We start from the raw sequence: 17,133 nt of genomic DNA, 5'->3' as shown, positions 1-17,133 counted from the left end.
TCAGTGCTTCGGATGCATCCAGGCGGTGGCTGCCGGCCGGTCCGCCAGGTGCAGGGCCGCCGTCGCAGCCGGCGTCTCGGCCAATAGCCGGCCCTCGCGGTACACCTTGAGCCGCGTCGCGCGCAGCCGGATCGCCTCTACCGGGTCGCGCGCCTGCAGCACCACGAAGCTCGCATCGCAGCCCGCTTCGAGGCCGTAGCCGTCGAGCCCGAACACTTTCGCGGCATTGACCGTGACCGCGTCGAAGCATTGCCGAATGCCGTGCTGGCTCGTCATCTGCGCCACGTGCAGGCCCATGTGCGCGACCTCCAGCATGTCGCCCGAGCCCATACCGTACCAGGGGTCCATCACGCAGTCGTGGCCGAAGGCGACGTTCACGCCTTGGCGCATCAGCTCGGGCACGCGCGTCATGCCGCGCCGCTTGGGGTAGCTGTCGTGGCGGCCCTGCAGCGTGATGTTGATCAGCGGGTTGGCGATCACGCTGACGCCGGCCTCGGCGATGAGCGGCAGCAGCTTGCTCACGTAGTAGTTGTCCATCGAATGCATCGAGGTGCAGTGCGAGCCGGTGACCCGGCCCTGCAGCCCGAGGCGCTGTGTTTCGAAGGCCAGCGTCTCGATGTGGCGCGAGAGGGGGTCGTCCGATTCGTCGCAGTGCATGTCCACCGGCAGGCCGCGCTCGGCGGCCAGCTCGCACAGAAGCTTCACGCTCGCGGCGCCGTCGGCCATGGTGCGTTCGAAGTGCGGGATGCCGCCGACCACGTCCACGCCCATGTCGAGTGCACGCTTGAGATTGTCGACACCGCCCGGCGAGCGCAGCACGCCGTCCTGCGGGAAGGCGACCAGCTGCAGGTCCAGGTAGGGTGATACGCGCCGCTTGACTTCGAGCAGCGCATCGACCGCGAGCAGGCTCGGGTCGCTGGTGTCCACATGGCTGCGGATCGCGAGCAGGCCCCTGGCGACGGCCCAGTCGCAGTAGGCGAGTGCGCGCTCGATCAGCGCCTCGGCCGTCAGCATCGGCTTGAGCTCGCCCCACAGCGCGATGCCTTCGAGCAGCGTGCCGCTCTGGTTGACGCGCGGCAGGCCGTAGCTCAGCGTGGCGTCCATGTGGAAGTGCGGGTCGACGAAAGGCGGTGCGACCAGCAGGCCCTGAGCGTCGAGCTTTTCGTGCGCCGGTGCATCGAGACCTGCCGTCACTTCGGCAATGCGGCCGTCCTGCACGGCGATCGACATGTCGGTGCGACCGTCGGGGAGAGTGGCGTGGGTAATGAGGAGATTCAGCATGGGCGGGTCTCGTGGCCTGCAGCAATCGTGCCTGCTGTTCGGATTATGTGGGTCCGCGGAAGAGGTCTTCCGGCTATGGCCCCCGTCGTAGTTGGCGTGCATTAGAGCGGGTGTCGTATGGCGAATGCCGCGCCGCAAACCTTTGAAAAATCACAGTTGCGGCGCCCACAATGACCCGCATCGATGCCGGACTGTTCGGCACTTCGATGTCGCGCTCATTCGGCGCCATGAACGGCGGCCGACACGATCCGCGCATCTGCGCGGAGATTCGACACCCCCTACTTAACGATCAGGCCCAAGGCAACGAGGGTCGCGGGGGTGTGCTTTCCTCTTTAGTCGAACTACTCCCCCAAGGAGTTCCGTGATGAACAGCCCGTCCTCGAAGTCTCCCCCGCCACCCAAGCCGCCGACCAGCCATGGCGAGAGCACGGCCAATGCCGACCCGGTGCGCAGCAACATGGTCAAGCCGGGCCGCTTCGGCTTCCTGTTCCCCGAGCTGTCGAGCAGCCCGTGGACCACCGGCAGCGCGGCAACCGATGCCCAGGTGGCCGAGGAACTCGGCGACGCGATGCATGCCAGCGGGCCGCCGAAGCCCGGCGTGATCCCGGCGGGCTTCACCTACTTCGGCCAGTTCGTCGACCACGACATCACCTTCGATCCGACCAGCATCGGCGAGAACGCGGTCGATGTCGCCGATCTCGTCAACTTCCGGACTCCGGCGCTGGACCTCGACAGCCTCTACGGCTCGGGCCCGCGCGACCAGCCCTTCCTCTACCGCCGGCAGACCGGCACCAAGAGCAATCAGTTCCTCATCGGCCCGGCGGCCGACCCCAAGGGCGGACCGGGCCAGGACGTGCAGGCCGTCAAGGATCTGGACGGCGCACTGTACGACCTGCCTCGTGCCTGCTTCGGGCTCGGCGATCGCACCGCCATCCTGGGCGACAAGCGCAACGACGAGAACCTGATCATCGCGCAGCTGCACCGCACGATGCTGCATTTCCACAATGCCGTGTGCGCCGAGTTTCCAGAAAAGTCCTTCGAGGAGGTGCGCCTGATCGTCATCCAGCACTACCAGCAGATCCTGCTGAACCAGTTTCTGCCGCTGATCGTGGGCAAGAAGGCGCTGAAGGACGCTTTGGACAAGCTGCGCTTCTATCGGATCGGCCCCTGCGCTCTGGCGACGCAGGCCTTCATTCCGTTGGAGTTCTCGGGCGCGGCCTATCGCTACGGACACAGCATGGTGCGTTCCGTCTACAACTTCAACCGCGTGTTTCCCCAAGGCACCGACTTCAGGCTTGCTTTCACCTTCACCGGTGACGGCGGGTTCTTCGGTGGCCTGCAGTACCCGACCAACTGGCTGCTCGACTGGAGCGCCTTCTTCCCCGGTCTCGGCGTGGAGCCGCAAATGGCCAGCGCCATCGATGCAAGCCTGTCGGATCAACTGATGATCGGCGGCGACCCTGCGGCCGATCCGCCCGTCAAGGGCATTCCACTGGCCAGGCTCAACCTGCTGCGCAGCTCGCGCCACTACAAGCTGCCCACCGGGCAGGCGGTGGCGGCGCGCATGAAGATGCCCCTGCTGACCAAAGCCCAACTCGAATCGGGAACGGGCGGCAAAGTTGTCAAGAAGTTCAACATCGGCCGGCACACGCCGCTGTGGTTCTATCTGCTCAAGGAGGCGGAGATCAAGACCGGCGGCGAGCATCTCGGCCCGGCCGGCGCGGCCATCGTCGCGGAGGTATTCATCGGGCTGCTCAGGGACGATCCCGAGAGCGTGCTCAGCAACCCGCAGAGCACGGTGCTGCCTTCGGCCGATGGCGCCTTCAAGATCAACGACCTGTTCAACTTCGTCGAGAAGCGCAAGGGCCAGTCGAATATTCCGGCGGCGGGCGTGATCAACCCGCTGGGACCGCCTTGAAGCCGGATCAGCGTTCGCCTTTGCGGTACGGCTTCATGAGGGCTTGCGGATAGCTGGCTCTGCGTGCCACCAGCACCAGCGCCACGATCGACAGCACATAGGGCAGCATCAGGTAGAGCTGGTAGGGCAGTGCCGCATCGCCCGATTGCTGCAGCCGCAGCTGCAGCGCGTCGAAGAAGGCGAACAGCAGGGCGCCCAGCAGGGCCTTGGCCGGCCGCCAGGAGGCGAAGACCACCAGCGCCACGCAGATCCAGCCGCGGCCGTTGACCATGTTGAAGAAGAAGGCGTTGAAGGCCGACAGCGTGAGGAAGGAACCCGCCACGCCCATCAGCGCCGAGCCGGCGACGATGGCGCCGCTGCGCGTGGCCGCGACCGAGACGCCCTGGCCCTCGGCCGCCTGCGGGTTCTCGCCGACCATGCGCAGCGCCAGGCCGAGCGGCGTGCGGTAGAGGATGTACGCCAGCACCGGCACCAGCAGCAGCGCGAACAGTGTGAGCGGCGTCTGCGCATCGAGCACCGGAATGTGCAGCCATTCCATCGGCGCGAAGGGCGTCACGGTCGGCGGCGTGTTCACCTTCGGAAAGCTCACGCGGTAGCCGTAGTAGCTGAGCGCCGTCGCCAGCAGCGTGATGCCGAGGCCCGACACATGCTGCGAGAGTGCGAGGCCTACGGTCAGGAAGGCGTGCAAGAGGCCGAAGACGGCGCCCGTCAGCGCCGCCACCGCGACGCCGATCCACAGCGGTGCGCCGGCATACACCGCGAGCCAGCCGGCGAAGGCGCCCGCGACCATGATCCCTTCGATGCCGAGGTTCAGTACGCCCGCGCGCTCGCACAGCAGCACGCCCAGCGTGCCGAAGATCAGCGGCGTGGCGATGCGCAGCACCGCGACCCCGAACGAGGCGTTGGACAGGATGTCGGCGATGTCGCTCATCTCCACCGCACCCGGTACTGCGTCAGCAGGGTCGCCACCAGCACCGCGATCAGCGAGGCCGCCACGATCACGTCGGCAATGTAGGTCGGCACGCCGATCGCACGGCTCATGGTGTCGGCGCCGACCAGCACGCCGGCGACGAACACGCCCGCCGCCAGCACGCCCAAGGGATGTAGCCCGGCCAGCATCGCGATCACGATGCCGCTGTAGCCGTAGCCGGGCGACATGTCGAGGGTGACGTAGCTGGTGCGGCCCGCCACCTCGATCGCGCCCGCCAGCCCGGCCAGCGCGCCTGAGAGCAGCGCCACCAGCACGACGGTGCGCGTGACCGGCACGCCCGCAAAGGCGGCTGCGCGCGCATTCGCGCCGGTCGCACGGATATCGAAGCCGATTACCGTGTACTTGAACAGCACCCAGACCATCAACGCCAGCGCGCCGGCCCACAGCAGGCCGGTATGGACGCGGGTCTGCGCGATCAGCCGCCCCAGTTCGAGCTCGGGCTGCAGCGACACGCTCTGCGGCCAGCCCATCGCCGTCGGGTCCTTCATCGGCCCGTCGAGCATCGCCGAGACGCCGAGCAGCACGATGAAATTGAACAGCAGCGTGGTCACCACTTCGTCGACGCCGAGCTTGTTCTTCATCAGCGCCGGGCCGAGCAGCAGCAGGGCCCCGACGACCGCGGCCGCCCCCATCATCAGCGGGAACAGCACCCAAGTCGGGAGCGCGAAGCCGGTGCCGCCATGCAGGCCGCCCACGGCCACGGCCGCGAGCGCGCCGCCGTAGAGCTGGCCCTCGGCGCCGATGTTGAAGAGCCGGGCCTTGAAGGCCACGGTGGCGGCCAGGCCGGTGAGGACCAGCGGAATCGCGCGTGTCAGCGTTTCGCTCCAGGCGAACACCGAGCCGAAGCCGCCCTGCAGAAGCAGGGCGTAGGTGCGGCCCACCGGTGCGCCGGCCCAGAGCACCAGCAGCGCGCTGACCAGCAGGGTGAAGCCGACCGCGCCGAAGGGCGCGAGCACCAGGGCCGCGCGAGATATTTCATGACGGCGCTCCAGCCTCATGGATGTGGCCCCCAGGCTCGGCACTGCGTGTCCTCGTTGCCTCCCGAGGGGGCGCGAGCTCGCTTGGGGCGACCCGGCGCTGCGCTCATGAACCTGCCATCGCCAAGCCGATGGCTTCGCGCGTCCAGGCCGAGGCCGGCCGCGGCTCGCCGAGCTGGCCGCCGTGCATCACGGCCACGCGGTCGCCCAGCGCCAGCACCTCGTCGAGATCGTCGGAGATCAAGAGCACCGCGGCGCCGGCATCGCGCGCCGCGATCAGCTGCTGCTGCACATAGGCAACGGCGCCGACGTCCAGCCCCCAGGTCGGCTGGTGCGCCACGATCAGCCGCGCGGTCTTGCCGTGGCTCTTCGGCGTATCGGGCGCCAGCAGCGCGCGGCCGAGGATCAGCTTCTGCATGTTGCCGCCCGAGAGCGAGCGCGCCGGCGATTCGAGCCCGGCGCCGCGCACGTCGTAGGCTTTCTCGATGCGCCGCGCATGCGCTCGCGCGCCGGCGCGCCGCACCCACAGCCAGCGCGAGAAGGCCGTGCTGCGCAGCCGCTCCGACACCGCGTTCTCCCATACCGGCAGGTCGCCCAGCACGCCGACCGCGTGCCGGTCTTCCGGGATGCGCGCCACGCCGCGCTGGACCAGCCGCGCAGGCGAGGACGGCAAGGCACGACCCATCAGCCGCACCGTGCCGCCGGTCGCGCGCCGCGTGCCGCAGAGCAGTTCCGCCAGCGCGACCTGGCCATTGCCGGAAACGCCCGCGATCGCCGTGATCTCGCCGGCTTTGAGCGTGAGCGTCACATCCGCCAGCCGGTCATGACCGCTGCCTGCCGTTTGCACATGGTCCAGCACGCAGACCGCGTCGCCCACCTGCCGCGCGGGGCTGCGCACCACGCCTTCGATCGCATGGCCGACCATCCACAGCGCGAGTTGCGCTTGCGTGGTCTCGGCGGTGCGCGCTTCGGCCACCAGCTTGCCCCCGCGCAGCACCGCGATGCGATGCGACACGCGCAGCACCTCGGCCAGCTTGTGGCTGATGAAGATGATCGACAGGCCCTGCGCCACCATCTGCGCCAGGGTGTGGAACAGCGCCTCGCTCTCCTGCGGCGTGAGCACAGCGGTCGGCTCGTCGAGGATCAGGATGCGCGCGCCGCGGTACAGCGCTTTGAGGATTTCGACGCGCTGCCGCTCGCCGACCGAGAGGCTGCCGATCGTTGCGTCCGGCTGCACCGGCAGGCCGAAGCGGCGCGAAACTTCGAGCAGCCTGGCACGCGCTGCGCTGCGCCGCGAGAACCCTTGCCACAGCGGCTCGGTGCCCATCATCACGTTGTCGAGCACGCTGAGGTTGTCCGCCAGCGTGAAGTGCTGGTGCACCATGCCCACGCCCGCGGCCAGCGCCGCCTTCGGATTGCCGGGCGCGAGGGGCCGGCCGAAGACCTCGATCTCGCCCGCGTCGGCCGTGTAGTGGCCGAACAGGATCGACATCAGCGTCGACTTGCCGGCGCCGTTCTCGCCCAGGAGCGCCAGCACTTCGCCGGAGCGCAGTTCGAGCGAGACGGCATCGTTGGCCACCAGCGCGCCGAAGCGCTTGGTGATGCCGCGAAGCGAGAGGACGGTCTCTTGCTGCCTCTCGCTATCCACGGCCCGGTGCCCTCACCCCAACCCTCTCCCGGAGGGAGAGGGAGCAGGAACGACCCATCGCGCTTACTTCGCGGTGGACTTGGGTTGACTGTCGTCGACCTTCACCGTGAACTTGCCGGAAAGGATCTCGGCCTCCCTGGCCTTGACCTTGGCGACGATGTCGGCCGGCACCTTCTTCTCGAAGGTGCCCAGAGGCGCAAGCTTGGAGCCCTTGTGCTTCATCATCGAATAGGGGCCGTAGTCCTCGGCCGCGAACTTGCCTTCCTTCACCAGCTTGATCGCGCGGTCGGCCGAGGGCTCGAAGTTCCAGAGCGCCGAGGCGACCACCGTGTCGGGGTATTTGTCCTGCGTGTTGATCACGTTGCCGATCGCGAGCTTGCCCTTTTCCTTGGCCGCGTCGCTGACGCCGAAGCGCTCGGCATACATCACGTCGGCGCCCTTGTCGATCATCGCGAAGGCGGCTTCCTTGGCCTTGGGCGGATCGAACCAGCTGTTGATGAAGCTCACGCTGAACTCCACCTTCGGGTTGGTTTCCTTCGCGCCGGCCATGAAGGCGTTCATCAGGCGGTTGACCTCGGGGATCGGGAAGCCGCCGACCATCCCGATCTTGTTGGTCTTGGTCATGCCGCCGGCCACCATGCCGGAGAGGTAGGCCGGCTCCTGGATGTAATTGTCGAAGACCGAGAAGTTGGGCGCCTGCGGCTTGAGCGAGGAGCCCATCAGGAAGGCCGTCTTCGGAAAGTCCTTCGCCACCTTACGCGCGGCCGCCTCGACGCCGAAGACCTCGCCGAGGATCAGCTGGTTGCCGGCCTGCGCATACTCGCGCATCACGCGCTCGTAGTCGGCGTTGGCGACGTTCTCGGTGGCCTTGTATTCGATCTCGCCGCGCGCCTCCGCCGCCTTCAGCGCCTTGTGGATGCGGCCCACCCATTGCTGCTCGAAGGGCACGGTGTAGACCGCCGCCACCTTGAGCTTGGCCTGCGCGAGCGCCAGGCCGGGCGCACCGGCCGCGAGCGCGGCGGCAATGGCGACCGAAGGGATGATCAGATGACGGCGTAGGAACACGGACTTCTCCTCGTTGAAATCAAGTTCATTTGGTGCCGAAGATGCGGTCGCCCGCATCGCCGAGCCCCGGCAAGATGTAGCCATGGCTGTTGAGCTCGCGGTCAATGGCCGCGGTGTAGATCGGCACGTCGGGGTGCGCGGCCTGGAAGGTCTTGATGCCTTCGGGGCAGGTCAGCAGGCAGACGAACTTGATCGACTTCGGATTCAGCTCCTTGAGCCGCTCCACCGCAGCGACCGCCGAGTTGCCGGTGGCCAGCATCGGATCGACCACGATCGCGTCGCGCTCCTCCATGCCGCCGGGCATCTTGAAGTAGTACTCGACCGCGGTCAGCGTCTTGGGGTCGCGGTACAGGCCGATGTGGCCCACGCGCGCACCCGGCACCACGCTCAGCATGCCGTCCAGGATGCCGGTGCCGGCGCGCAGGATGGAGACCAGCACCACCTTCTTGCCGTCGATCACCTTGGCGTTCATCGTCTCGAGGGGGGTCTCGATCTCGATGTCCTGCATCGGCATGTCGCGCGTGACCTCGTAGGCCATCAGCATGCTGATCTCGTTGAGCAGGCGCCGGAAGCTGTTGGTGCTGGCTTCCTTGCGGCGCATCAGCGTGAGTTTGTGCTGGACGAGGGGATGGTCGACGAGGTGGACGTTGCTCATGAGAGTTGTTATGAGAAAAGTGAGAAGTCTAGAAGACCGTGCCGTCGCTCTCGATGCGCAAGGGCGGCTCACCGCCACGCAAGCGTTGTGCCAGCGCGCGGCCCGCGGCCCAGGTGCCGCCTTCCAGAATGCGCGCCAGCGGCAGCTCTTCCTCGCTGCGGTCGAGCACCTTGCGCACCCGGGGCGCGAGCTCGTCGAGCAGCGCGACGGTGAGCGCGCGCCATTCGACGATGAACTCGTCGCCCACCTTCCATGTGCGTTCGAGCAGGGCCGGGTCCCGGGGCACGATCACGCCGCCGTCGAGCAGCAGGCCGCCGTTGCGGTACTCGGGCAGTGCAGTCATCGCATCGAGGTGGCGCACCTTGACGCCGGCCCACTCGAAAGGCTCGAGCAGCGAATAGGTCAGCCATTGCGAGAGCTTGTGGAAGGGCATCCAGCCGTTGGTGAGCCCCGGCCCGCGCACCGCGCTGTGGCGCCAGCAGTCGCCCAGCGCCAGTGCCGGGTCGCTCGAGCCGATGCCGCCGGTCGCATCGCTGCCGTCGGCCGCGAGGCTGTCGATCGCATTGGCGGCGGGCCAGATTTGCGACAGCGATTCGAGCAGCAGCGAGAGGACCTCGTGCGCCGTGATCTCGGCCGTCGGTGGCGCGGCCGGTCCCAGCGGGCTGACCAGCGCGTCGAAGATGCCGCCGGGCCGGCCGTCGTCGCCGAAGGTCTCGGGCTGTTCGCTCATGGCCTCGCCGAGCCGGCGCAGCAGCGTGGCGCGGCCAGCGAGGCCCACGATCGGGTTGACTTCGCTGACCTGGAAGGCGTCGCCCAGCCGGTCGGTCACCAGGCCGCGCAGGCCGGCCGCGTCGGCTTGAAAGGGGCGGTCAGGATTGGAGGAGAACAGGCCGCTCGTGAAGGCGTGGAAGCTGGCGACGCCCAGGCCTTCGGAGCGGGTGAAGCGCTTGCCGGTGGACGGCTCGATGTAGTGCCATTCGGGCCCGGCGCCGGCATCGAGCAGCACGCTCACCAGCACCAGGTCGATGTGGGCGCGGGCACGCTGGGGCCCGTCCACGGGGCCCAGCAGGCGATCGAGTTCCTTCAGACGGTTCACGTCCCCGGCCTCGAAGTGGCGCCAGCGGCTGTGGTACGGGATGGTGTCCCAGGGGTAGCGTTCGCGCGTCACCTCGGCCACTGTGCGCGCCGTGTCCTCGAGCGCTGCCTCGTCGCCGATGGTGAACCATTGCGACTCGCCGCGGCGCGCACGCCCCAGCAATTGGGCAGCGCGGATGCGTACCGCCCGGGTGGTGCGCAGGAAGGCCGCGGCGCCCGCGGGCTGCGTGGTGTCGGCCACGAATTCGAGCGCCGGGTCGACATGGCCGTCGGCATCGGCATGGCGCACGGCCGCATTCGAGGTGGGGCGATCGGGATCGAGCCCGTAGTTGTCCTTGCTCATTGATCCAGCTTCCGGCCCTTGGCCTTCTTGAGTTCTTCGGCGTCCGGCACCACGCCGGGCGTGAAGTAGCCGGCCGCCATCTTGGCGTCCATCTCGACGCGGGCATCGGCCGGGATCAGTTCGTCGGGGATGTTGATGCGCTCGCCGATCTCGATGCCCGAGCCGGTGATGGCGTCGAACTTCATGTTGCTCATCGAGACCAGGCGATGGATCTTGCGGATGCCGAGCCAGTGGAAGACGTCGGGCATCAGCTCCTGGAAGCGCATGTCCTGCACGCCGGCCACGCACTCGGTGCGCGCGAAATACTGGTCGGCCGTGTCGCCGCCCACCTGGCGCTTGCGCGCGTTGTAGACCAGGAACTTGGTCACTTCGCCCAGCGCCCGGCCTTCCTTGCGCGAATAGGCGATCAGGCCGACGCCGCCGCGCTGCGCGCCGCGGATGCACTCCTCGATGGCGTGCGTCAGGTAGGGCCGGCAGGTGCAGATGTCGGAGCCGAATACGTCGGAGCCGTTGCACTCGTCATGGATGCGTGCCGTGAGTTCGACATCCGGGTTGGCCAGGTCGCGCGCGTTGCCGAAGATGTAGAGGGTCTGGCCGCCGATGGGCGGCAGGAAGACCTCGAGGTCGGAACGCGTCACGAGCTCGGGGTACATGCCGCCGGTCTCTTCGAAGAGCACGCGGCGCAGGTCGGTCTCGGAACAGCCGAAGCGCCTGGCGACCTCGGGCAGGTACCAGACCGGCTCGATCGCCGCCTTGGTGACCATCGCCGCGCCGCCGGCGGTGAGGAACTTGCCGTCGGCCTTCAGTCGGCCGGTCTGCAGCGCCTCGATCACCTCCGGCAGGATCACGTGCGCCTTGGTGATGGCGATGGTGGGGCGGATGTCGTAGCCGGCTGCCAGCTCGGTGGAGAACACGTCGGCCACCAGCGCGCCCCAGGGATCGAGCGAGACGATGCGGCCGGGCTCGCTCCATTGCGGATAAGGACCGATCACGTCGGTCGGCGCGGTGTTGGTGAGGTCGGCCTTGTGCTCGCGCTTGAGCGCACCGGCCGCGACGGCCAGCGCGCGGTAGACGCTATAGGAGCCGCTGTGCGTGCCGATCACGTTGCGGTGCGCGCGCTTGGTCGTGGTGCCGACCACCGGGCCGCGCTCGGCGGCGGTGGCGGCGCCCCACTGGATCGGCAGGGCACCGAAGCCGCCCGCGTGGGAGGTCAGGCGAATGTGGGGCCGCTGGGACGGTACGGAGGAGGGCTCGAGGTTCGCGGAAAGAGGTGGCGTGGAAGGAGTCGGAACGGTGTCAACAGACATTGCAGGCCCTCAAAAAACACAATGTAGCGAGGGCTTCTGCGACTGGCAAGCAGCTAGGCCACTCGAAGCAGGCGGTCGATTGACAAGGCACCTGCTCCTCGACCCACCAGGTAGAGCAGCAGCGCAGCCCACGAAAGATGCGTGGGCCAAGCGTCCGGATAGACGAAGACCTGGATCACCAGCGTCATGCCCAGGAGCGCAAGCGCCGACAGCCGCGTGAGCAGGCCCAGCACCAGCAGCACCGGAAACAGGTGCTCCGCATAGGCCGCGAGGTGCGCCGCGATCTCGGGCGGCACGAGCGGCAGCTTGTACTCGGTGCGGAAGAGTTCCTGGGCGCTGTCGGTCAGCGTGAGGAAACCTTCGACCTTGGTGCGGCCCGAGAGAAAGAAGATCGCGGCGATGGCGACGCGCGTGGCCAGGGCCAGCACATCGTGCGACACGATGCGCGCGAGCCATTCGGCCAGCAGGTTCCAGCGTGCGCGAAGGCCATGGCCCTCGGTGGAGCCCGGGGCGTTGGAGGCGGTGGCGTTCGAGTTCATGGCGTTCTTTCGGTGAAGGCGCCCGCGCGCAGCAGGCTTTCGAGGAGGGCGGCGAGATCGGCATCGGGGTCGGCGGCGAGCGCGCGTTCGGCCGCCTCGGCCAGCGGCAGACCGGCGGCGCAGGCGTCGAGAAAAGCGCAGCCGGCCCTCGTGATCGCGCGCCAGACCACGGTGTCGGCGGGACGCGTGAGCAATGCGCCTTCGCCTTGCCAGACAAGCTCTTCCTCGTCGTCGGCGGGGCTGCGGTTGCGCGCCCAGATGCTGTAGACCGGCTGCTCGTCGAACCAGGCCCAGCGCGCCGCCGGATGGGGATTGAGCACCAGCGTCGCGAGCAACTCCGGCGCGCAGCGGGCGAGCCATGCCGCATCGAGCACGGGCGCATCCAGCGCGGCATGGGCCTCGCACCACAGGGCATCGAGCCGCGCCACGCCGGGCAGGTAGGGCAGTTCGGCGGCCGGCTCGAAGCCTTGCAGGAACTCGGCGAAGCCCCTGCCGTAGTTCATCAGCCGGCCATCGTGCGGCGGCTCGGCCGCCACATGCAGCGCCGCGGCGGCACGGAACCATTCGCTGCCCACCAGCCGCGCCACGGCCGGGAAATTGGCGTCGAGGGCATCGATGCAGCCCTTCATCACGGTGTTGCGGTAGACCGCGAAGGCGGGCTGCGACGCGAGCTGTTGCACCACCGGATCCGTGATGCCCTGCGGTGCGAACAAGGCCTTGGCGAAGGCGCCTTGGAACTGTGTGAGCGACGCGCTCATGCCGTGGTCTCCTGCGCGATGCGGCGCAGCTCGGCATCGGCCTGCGAGCGCTCGCCCATCAGTTCGTCGAAGGCCGGCACATTGCCGTCGCGTTCGATCAGCGTGGGGCGGGCGCCGGCACGCTCGATGAAGCGACGGTAGAGGCGCCAGACCTCCGGCGCGATCGGCGCGTCGTGCGAATCGATCAAGAGCGCCTCGCCCAGCGTCGGGTCGAGTGCATGGCCCGCGAGGTGGATCTCGCTCACCAATGCCTGCGGAAAGCGGTCGAGCCATTGCTCGGCCGAGTAGCCGAGATTGCGCGCCGACACATGAACGTTGTTGATGTCGAGCAGCAGCGTGCACCCGGTGCGCCGCGCGAGCTCGGCGAGGAAGTCGATCTCGTCCCACTCGTGCCCGTCGAAGCGCAGGTAGTGGGAAGGGTTCTCGATCGCGATCGTGGTGTTGAGCGCATCCTGCGTGCGCGCGATGTTCGCGGCAATGCGATGCAGCGCTTCGGTGCTGCGAGGAAAGGGAAGCAGGTCGGGGAAGTGCTGGCCCTTCCAGGCGGACCATGCGAGATGTTCGGAAATCAATGCAGGCTGGATGCGCCGCGCGAGCGCGGCCAGCCGCTGGAGGTGCGCGGCATCGGGCTCGGCATCGCCGGCCAGCGAGAGCGAGACGCCGTGCAGCGACAGCGGATGGCGCCCGCGGATCGCTTCCAGCCATCCGAGCCGCGGCCCGCCCGCCACCATGTAGTTCTCGGGATGCACCTCGAACCACAGGCCCTCGACCTGCGCCGTGAGCGCAGAGTCGTAGTGCTCCGGCTTGAGGCCGAGGCCTGAGGTGAGCGCGCTGGACATGGCGGCGGCGGGGTCTGCGGACGCCGCCGGGCCGCCCCAAGGCGGCCGCGCCTCCCCCTCGGGGGGTGGCGAAGCACACGAAGCGGCAAGCCGGCGGACAGACATCTTCAGGACTTGATGGGCGTCAGCGAGCCGGTGCCCTTCGGCGTCTTGATCGTGGTGCAGGTGCCTGCGGCCACGTTCTTCCAGGCATTCCCCTGGTAGTCGACCTTGGAGGTGCCTGCACAGGTGGTGCCGGGGCCGGCAGCGCAGTCGTTCTTGCCGGCCATCGAGACGCCGTAGCACTTCTCCATCGCGGCCTTCTTGTCGGCCATCGGTTTGTCTTGCGCCATGGCGGAGCCGGCGGCGAGGGCGCCCAGGGCGAGAGCGGTGATGGCGAGAGGACGAGTGATCATGGATGAGCTCCAGTGGTTGAGTGAAGGTTCGTTTCAACCGCGCCGCTCGGCGCAGTCGTTTCTACTTCGCAGTCTGCGCGAACAGGGTTACAGCGCACGGCACAATCCGCCGGATTTCTTTTTTTGGCTGTGCCTGTAACCGGCTTGAGTGAAAGCACGAATGACAAGTGGGAGCCCGATGGCAAAGAGCGAAGCGGAGACGGTGCTGCACGACCTGTTCGTGCGCGGCCTGGACGGCGACGCCCAGGCCTACCGCGCCTTCCTGCAGAAGCTCAGCGCACACCTGCGCGCGTTCCTGGGCCGGCGGCTGTTCGGCTGGCCCGACGAAGTGGAAGACCTTGTCCAGGAATGCCTGTTAGCCATGCACAACCAGCGCCACACCTACCAGATCGACCAGCCCCTGACGGCCTGGGTGCATGCGATCGCGCGCTACAAGATGATCGACCTGCTGCGCAGCAAGGCCAGCCGCGAGGCGCTCAACGATCCGCTGGACGACGATCTGGCCGTCTTCGCCGAGTCGGCCACCGAAGCCAGCGACGCGCGCCGCGACCTGGCGGGCCTGCTCGACACCTTGCCCGATCGGCATCGCCTGCCGATCGTCCACGTCAAGCTCGAAGGCCTGTCGGTGGCCGAGGCGGCGCGCAAGACCGGCATGTCGGAATCGGCGATCAAGGTCGGCATCCACCGCGGGCTCAAGGCGCTGGCGCTGAAGATCAAGGAGTCCTCTTCGTGAAAACAGACGAGCTCGTATCCCTGCTGGCACGCGAGGCGCAACCGGTGCCCCGGCACGCGGCGGCACGGCGCATCTCGATCGCGCTGCTGGCCGGCGTGCCGCTGTCGATCGCATGGATGATGTTCGAGTACGGCGTGCGGCGCGACCTGGTGCAGACCATGTTCTGGCCGATGTTCTGGGTCAAGCTGGTGGTTCCACTCGCCATCGCCATCGCCGGCTTCGTGGTCGTGCAGCGTCTTGCGCGCCCCGGCGCGCGGGTTCGCGCCGCATGGCTGGGTTTGGCGCTGCCGGTGCTGGCGTTGTGGGTGCTGGGCTTCGCGGCCTGGTTCCTCGCGCCCGCGGACGAGCGCGCGGCCCTGGTCTGGGGCCAGACCTGGCGCAGTTGCGCCTTCAATATCGCAGTGATCTCGCTGCCGGTGTTCGTGGCTTCGCTGATCGCGTTGAAGGGCCTGGCGCCGACGCAGCCGGCGCTTGCCGGTGCGGCGGCGGGTGCGATGTCAGCGGGGGTGGGGGCGGCGGTCTATGCCTTGCATTGCCAGGAGCTGGCAGCGCCGTTTCTGGCGATCTGGTACGTGGCGGGGATGGCGCTGCCGGTGCTGGCGGGGGCGGCCATCGGGCATCGGCTGCTGCGCTGGTGAACGGCCCGTTAGCGTCGACGGCTCTTTGCGCCGAAGATACCGCCCAGCACGCCGCGCAGGATCTCCTTGCCTACGGTCGTTCCCATGGTCCGCACGGCCGACTTCGCCATCGTCTGGGCAAGTCCATCGCGCTTGCCGCCGCGAGGGCCGGTTGAGCCGAACAGGATCTCGTTCAGCCCACCCATCAACCCGCCCGATTCCTCCGCGCCCGCTGTGCCAAGCTTGCCCTTGACATCCTGCGCATCAGGGGCGGTCTCCGCGCGTTGCTTCAGCTTCTCGTAAGCCGACTCCCGGTCCACCGCCTTTTCGTACACACCGGCCACCAGCGAATTCGCAATCAACGCCTGCCGCTGCGCGGCCGTGATCGGCCCGATCTGGCTCCCCGGCGGCAGCACATAGACGCGTTCGGTGATGCTGGGCCGCCCCTTCGCGTCGAGAAAACTCACCAGCGCTTCGCCCACCGCCAGCTCGGTGATCGCGGTCTCGATATCCAACCCCGGCTTCTGCCGCATCGTCGTCGCCGTGGCCTTCACCGCCTTCTGATCCCGCGGCGTGAAAGCGCGCAACGCATGCTGCACCCGGTTGCCCAGCTGCGCCAGAACGGTGTCCGGAATGTCCAGCGGGTTCTGCGTCACGAAGAACACGCCCACGCCCTTGGAGCGCACCAGCCGCACCACGAGCTCGATGCGCTCGACCAGGGCCTTGGGCGCCTCGTTGAAGAGCAGGTGGGCCTCGTCGAAGAAGAACACCAGCTTGGGCTGCTCGGGGTCGCCGATCTCGGGCAGTTGCTCGAACAGTTCCGACAGCAGCCACAAGAGGAAGGTCGCGTAGAGCCGCGGCGAGTTCATCAGCTTGTCGGCGGCGAGGATGTTGACCACGCCCTTGCCGTCCGCGGTCTGCATGAAGTCCGAGATGTTGAGCATCGGCTCGCCGAAGAACTTGTCGCCGCCCTGGCTCTCGATCGAAAGCAGGCCGCGCTGGATCGCGCCCACGCTGGCGGCGCTGACATTGCCGTACTCGGTGGTGAACTGGCTCGCGTTTTCGCCCACGTGCTGCAGCATCGCGCGCAGGTCCTTCAGGTCGAGCAGCAGGAGGCCGTTGTCGTCGGCGATCTTGAACACCAGGTTCAGCACGCCGGCCTGGGTCTCGTTGAGGTTGAGCATGCGGCCCAGCAGCAGCGGGCCCATGTCGGAGACGGTGGCGCGCACCGGGTGGCCCTGTTCGCCGAACACGTCCCACAGCGTCACGGGGCAGGCGAGGGGCGCGGGCAGCTCGATGCCGCGTTCCTTGAGCGTGGCGGCCATCTTCTCGCCGATGCTGCCTTTCTGGCTGGCACCAGTCAGGTCTCCCTTGACGTCGGCCATGAAGACCGGCACGCCGATGTTCGAGAGCTGTTCGGCAATGGTCTGCAAGGTGACGGTCTTGCCGGTGCCGGTGGCGCCGGTGATCAGGCCGTGGCGATTGGCGAGGCCCGGCAGCAGGGCGCATTCGATGGTGTCGTGGCGGGCAATCAGAAGAGGGTCGGCCATGGGTGCTCCCGGTCAAGTGGTACGGTGCGCAGTCTAGCGAAGCGGCTCAGGGCGGCCTCCTATAATTCGCACCCCGTGCGATAAGTTATCCAAAAGTTCTCGGAGTTAGATTTGTCATCGACCCAGCCCCCTATTTCCGCCGTCGGCGATGCGCCCGAACAGTCAGCCCTCGAGAACGAGCTGGCCGTGCTTCTGGTGGAGTCGCTCAATCTCGAGATCGCACCCTCCGAGATCGTGCCCACGGCGCCGCTTTACGGGGAAGGCCTGGGCCTCGATTCGATCGACATCCTCGAAGTCGCGCTCGAAGTCTCGCGCAAGTACGGCTTCCAGCTGCGTTCCGACGACGAGCGCAACCAGCAAATCTTCCAGTCGCTGCGCAGTCTTGCGGCCCACGTCGCGCAGAATCGCGGCGACTCCTGATC

General features: G+C 67.8%; 17 protein-coding genes. 4 read left to right on the top strand and 13 right to left on the bottom strand.

Annotated elements, in window-relative coordinates; translation table 11 throughout:
* Window positions 1-1,281: an amidohydrolase family protein gene (locus AC3A6B_RS12685; protein ID WP_487837060.1), complete on the bottom strand. Its 1,281-nt coding sequence runs from the start codon at window positions 1,279-1,281 to the stop codon at window positions 1-3.
* Window positions 1,282-1,645: 364 nt separating this feature from the next.
* On the opposite strand from AC3A6B_RS12685, the gene AC3A6B_RS12680 reads away from it, so the two are divergent.
* Window positions 1,646-3,199: a peroxidase family protein gene (locus tag AC3A6B_RS12680; protein WP_487837059.1), complete on the top strand. Its 1,554-nt coding sequence runs from the start codon at window positions 1,646-1,648 to the stop codon at window positions 3,197-3,199.
* A gap of 7 nt (window positions 3,200-3,206) precedes the next feature.
* On the opposite strand, the gene AC3A6B_RS12675 is transcribed toward AC3A6B_RS12680, so the two are convergent.
* The 11 genes from AC3A6B_RS12675 to AC3A6B_RS12625 all read right to left on the bottom strand — a co-directional run bounded on the left by AC3A6B_RS12675 (window position 3,207) and on the right by AC3A6B_RS12625 (window position 13,811).
* Window positions 3,207-4,130: an ABC transporter permease gene (locus AC3A6B_RS12675; RefSeq protein WP_487837058.1), complete on the bottom strand. Its 924-nt coding sequence runs from the start codon at window positions 4,128-4,130 to the stop codon at window positions 3,207-3,209.
* Window positions 4,127-5,188, bottom strand: a complete 1,062-nt coding sequence (locus AC3A6B_RS12670) for an ABC transporter permease (protein ID WP_487837057.1) — start codon at window positions 5,186-5,188, stop codon at window positions 4,127-4,129. The genes AC3A6B_RS12675 and AC3A6B_RS12670 overlap by 4 nt, the downstream gene beginning before the upstream one ends.
* Before the next feature lie 85 nt (window positions 5,189-5,273).
* Entirely contained in the window at window positions 5,274-6,815 is a 1,542-nt protein-coding gene (locus tag AC3A6B_RS12665; protein ID WP_487837056.1) for an ABC transporter ATP-binding protein, read from the bottom strand.
* Between the two features lie 63 nt (window positions 6,816-6,878).
* Entirely contained in the window at window positions 6,879-7,880 is a 1,002-nt protein-coding gene (locus AC3A6B_RS12660) for a BMP family protein (protein WP_487837055.1), read from the bottom strand.
* 25 nt (window positions 7,881-7,905) lie between these two features.
* Window positions 7,906-8,535 carry a uracil phosphoribosyltransferase gene (gene upp / locus AC3A6B_RS12655; RefSeq protein ID WP_093107717.1) on the bottom strand — a complete coding sequence of 210 codons (630 nt, stop codon included), beginning with the start codon at window positions 8,533-8,535 and terminating at the stop codon, window positions 7,906-7,908.
* 28 nt (window positions 8,536-8,563) lie between these two features.
* Complete coding sequence (locus AC3A6B_RS12650; protein WP_487837054.1) at window positions 8,564-9,973, bottom strand: URC4/urg3 family protein; 1,410 nt, start codon at window positions 9,971-9,973, stop codon at window positions 8,564-8,566.
* Entirely contained in the window at window positions 9,970-11,280 is a 1,311-nt protein-coding gene (locus AC3A6B_RS12645; RefSeq protein ID WP_487837053.1) for a GTP cyclohydrolase II, read from the bottom strand. The genes AC3A6B_RS12650 and AC3A6B_RS12645 overlap by 4 nt, the downstream gene beginning before the upstream one ends.
* A gap of 53 nt (window positions 11,281-11,333) precedes the next feature.
* On the bottom strand, window positions 11,334-11,819 hold the full coding sequence (locus AC3A6B_RS12640; RefSeq protein ID WP_487837052.1) for a DoxX family protein: 486 nt from the start codon (window positions 11,817-11,819) through the stop codon (window positions 11,334-11,336).
* A complete protein-coding gene (locus tag AC3A6B_RS12635; protein ID WP_487837051.1) occupies window positions 11,816-12,577 on the bottom strand; it encodes an HvfC/BufC family peptide modification chaperone in 762 nt (253 codons plus the stop codon). The genes AC3A6B_RS12640 and AC3A6B_RS12635 overlap by 4 nt, the downstream gene beginning before the upstream one ends.
* On the bottom strand, window positions 12,574-13,416 hold the full coding sequence (gene bufB / locus AC3A6B_RS12630) for an MNIO family bufferin maturase (protein ID WP_487837050.1): 843 nt from the start codon (window positions 13,414-13,416) through the stop codon (window positions 12,574-12,576). Before bufB ends, AC3A6B_RS12635 begins: the two co-directional genes overlap by 4 nt.
* Window positions 13,417-13,523: 107 nt before the next feature.
* Window positions 13,524-13,811 (bottom strand): BufA1 family periplasmic bufferin-type metallophore, encoded by a 288-nt coding sequence (locus AC3A6B_RS12625; protein ID WP_487837049.1) that lies wholly within the window; start codon window positions 13,809-13,811, stop codon window positions 13,524-13,526.
* 178 nt (window positions 13,812-13,989) lie between these two features.
* Here AC3A6B_RS12625 and AC3A6B_RS12620 point away from each other — a divergent pair, with 178 nt between their 5' ends.
* Together AC3A6B_RS12620 and AC3A6B_RS12615 are read left to right on the top strand one after the other, a co-directional pair.
* A complete protein-coding gene (locus AC3A6B_RS12620) occupies window positions 13,990-14,544 on the top strand; it encodes a sigma-70 family RNA polymerase sigma factor (protein WP_487837048.1) in 555 nt (184 codons plus the stop codon).
* Window positions 14,541-15,182 carry a DUF1109 domain-containing protein gene (locus tag AC3A6B_RS12615; RefSeq protein WP_487837047.1) on the top strand — a complete coding sequence of 214 codons (642 nt, stop codon included), beginning with the start codon at window positions 14,541-14,543 and terminating at the stop codon, window positions 15,180-15,182. The genes AC3A6B_RS12620 and AC3A6B_RS12615 overlap by 4 nt, the downstream gene beginning before the upstream one ends.
* Window positions 15,183-15,190: 8 nt before the next feature.
* On the opposite strand, the gene AC3A6B_RS12610 is transcribed toward AC3A6B_RS12615, so the two are convergent.
* Window positions 15,191-16,711 (bottom strand): helicase HerA-like domain-containing protein, encoded by a 1,521-nt coding sequence (locus AC3A6B_RS12610; protein ID WP_487837046.1) that lies wholly within the window; start codon window positions 16,709-16,711, stop codon window positions 15,191-15,193.
* A 111-nt stretch (window positions 16,712-16,822) separates the two neighbouring features.
* On the opposite strand from AC3A6B_RS12610, the gene AC3A6B_RS12605 reads away from it, so the two are divergent.
* Window positions 16,823-17,131 carry a phosphopantetheine-binding protein gene (locus AC3A6B_RS12605; RefSeq protein ID WP_126835440.1) on the top strand — a complete coding sequence of 103 codons (309 nt, stop codon included), beginning with the start codon at window positions 16,823-16,825 and terminating at the stop codon, window positions 17,129-17,131.
* The last annotated feature ends 2 nt before the right edge of the window (window positions 17,132-17,133 follow it).

The sequence above is a fragment of the Variovorax sp. Soil_C_33 genome (assembly GCF_057656935.1).
Note: the sequence above shows the minus strand (reverse complement) of the source record. Positions and strands in the feature narration are given on the sequence as shown.

Bases quoted from the DNA above. Each gene is read 5' to 3' on its own strand.
- AC3A6B_RS12685 (WP_487837060.1), bottom strand. From the start codon at position 1,281: ATGCTGAATCTCCTCATTACCCACGCCACTCTCCCCGACGGTCGCACC.
- AC3A6B_RS12680 (WP_487837059.1), top strand. From the start codon at position 1,646: ATGAACAGCCCGTCCTCGAAGTCTCCCCCGCCACCCAAGCCGCCGACC.
- AC3A6B_RS12675 (WP_487837058.1), bottom strand. From the start codon at position 4,130: ATGAGCGACATCGCCGACATCCTGTCCAACGCCTCGTTCGGGGTCGCG.
- AC3A6B_RS12670 (WP_487837057.1), bottom strand. From the start codon at position 5,188: ATGAGGCTGGAGCGCCGTCATGAAATATCTCGCGCGGCCCTGGTGCTC.
- upp (WP_093107717.1), bottom strand. From the start codon at position 8,535: ATGAGCAACGTCCACCTCGTCGACCATCCCCTCGTCCAGCACAAACTC.
- AC3A6B_RS12650 (WP_487837054.1), bottom strand. From the start codon at position 9,973: ATGAGCAAGGACAACTACGGGCTCGATCCCGATCGCCCCACCTCGAAT.
- AC3A6B_RS12645 (WP_487837053.1), bottom strand. From the start codon at position 11,280: ATGTCTGTTGACACCGTTCCGACTCCTTCCACGCCACCTCTTTCCGCG.
- AC3A6B_RS12640 (WP_487837052.1), bottom strand. From the start codon at position 11,819: ATGAACTCGAACGCCACCGCCTCCAACGCCCCGGGCTCCACCGAGGGC.
- AC3A6B_RS12635 (WP_487837051.1), bottom strand. From the start codon at position 12,577: ATGAGCGCGTCGCTCACACAGTTCCAAGGCGCCTTCGCCAAGGCCTTG.
- bufB (WP_487837050.1), bottom strand. From the start codon at position 13,416: ATGTCCAGCGCGCTCACCTCAGGCCTCGGCCTCAAGCCGGAGCACTAC.
- AC3A6B_RS12625 (WP_487837049.1), bottom strand. From the start codon at position 13,811: ATGATCACTCGTCCTCTCGCCATCACCGCTCTCGCCCTGGGCGCCCTC.
- AC3A6B_RS12620 (WP_487837048.1), top strand. From the start codon at position 13,990: ATGGCAAAGAGCGAAGCGGAGACGGTGCTGCACGACCTGTTCGTGCGC.
- AC3A6B_RS12610 (WP_487837046.1), bottom strand. From the start codon at position 16,711: ATGGCCGACCCTCTTCTGATTGCCCGCCACGACACCATCGAATGCGCC.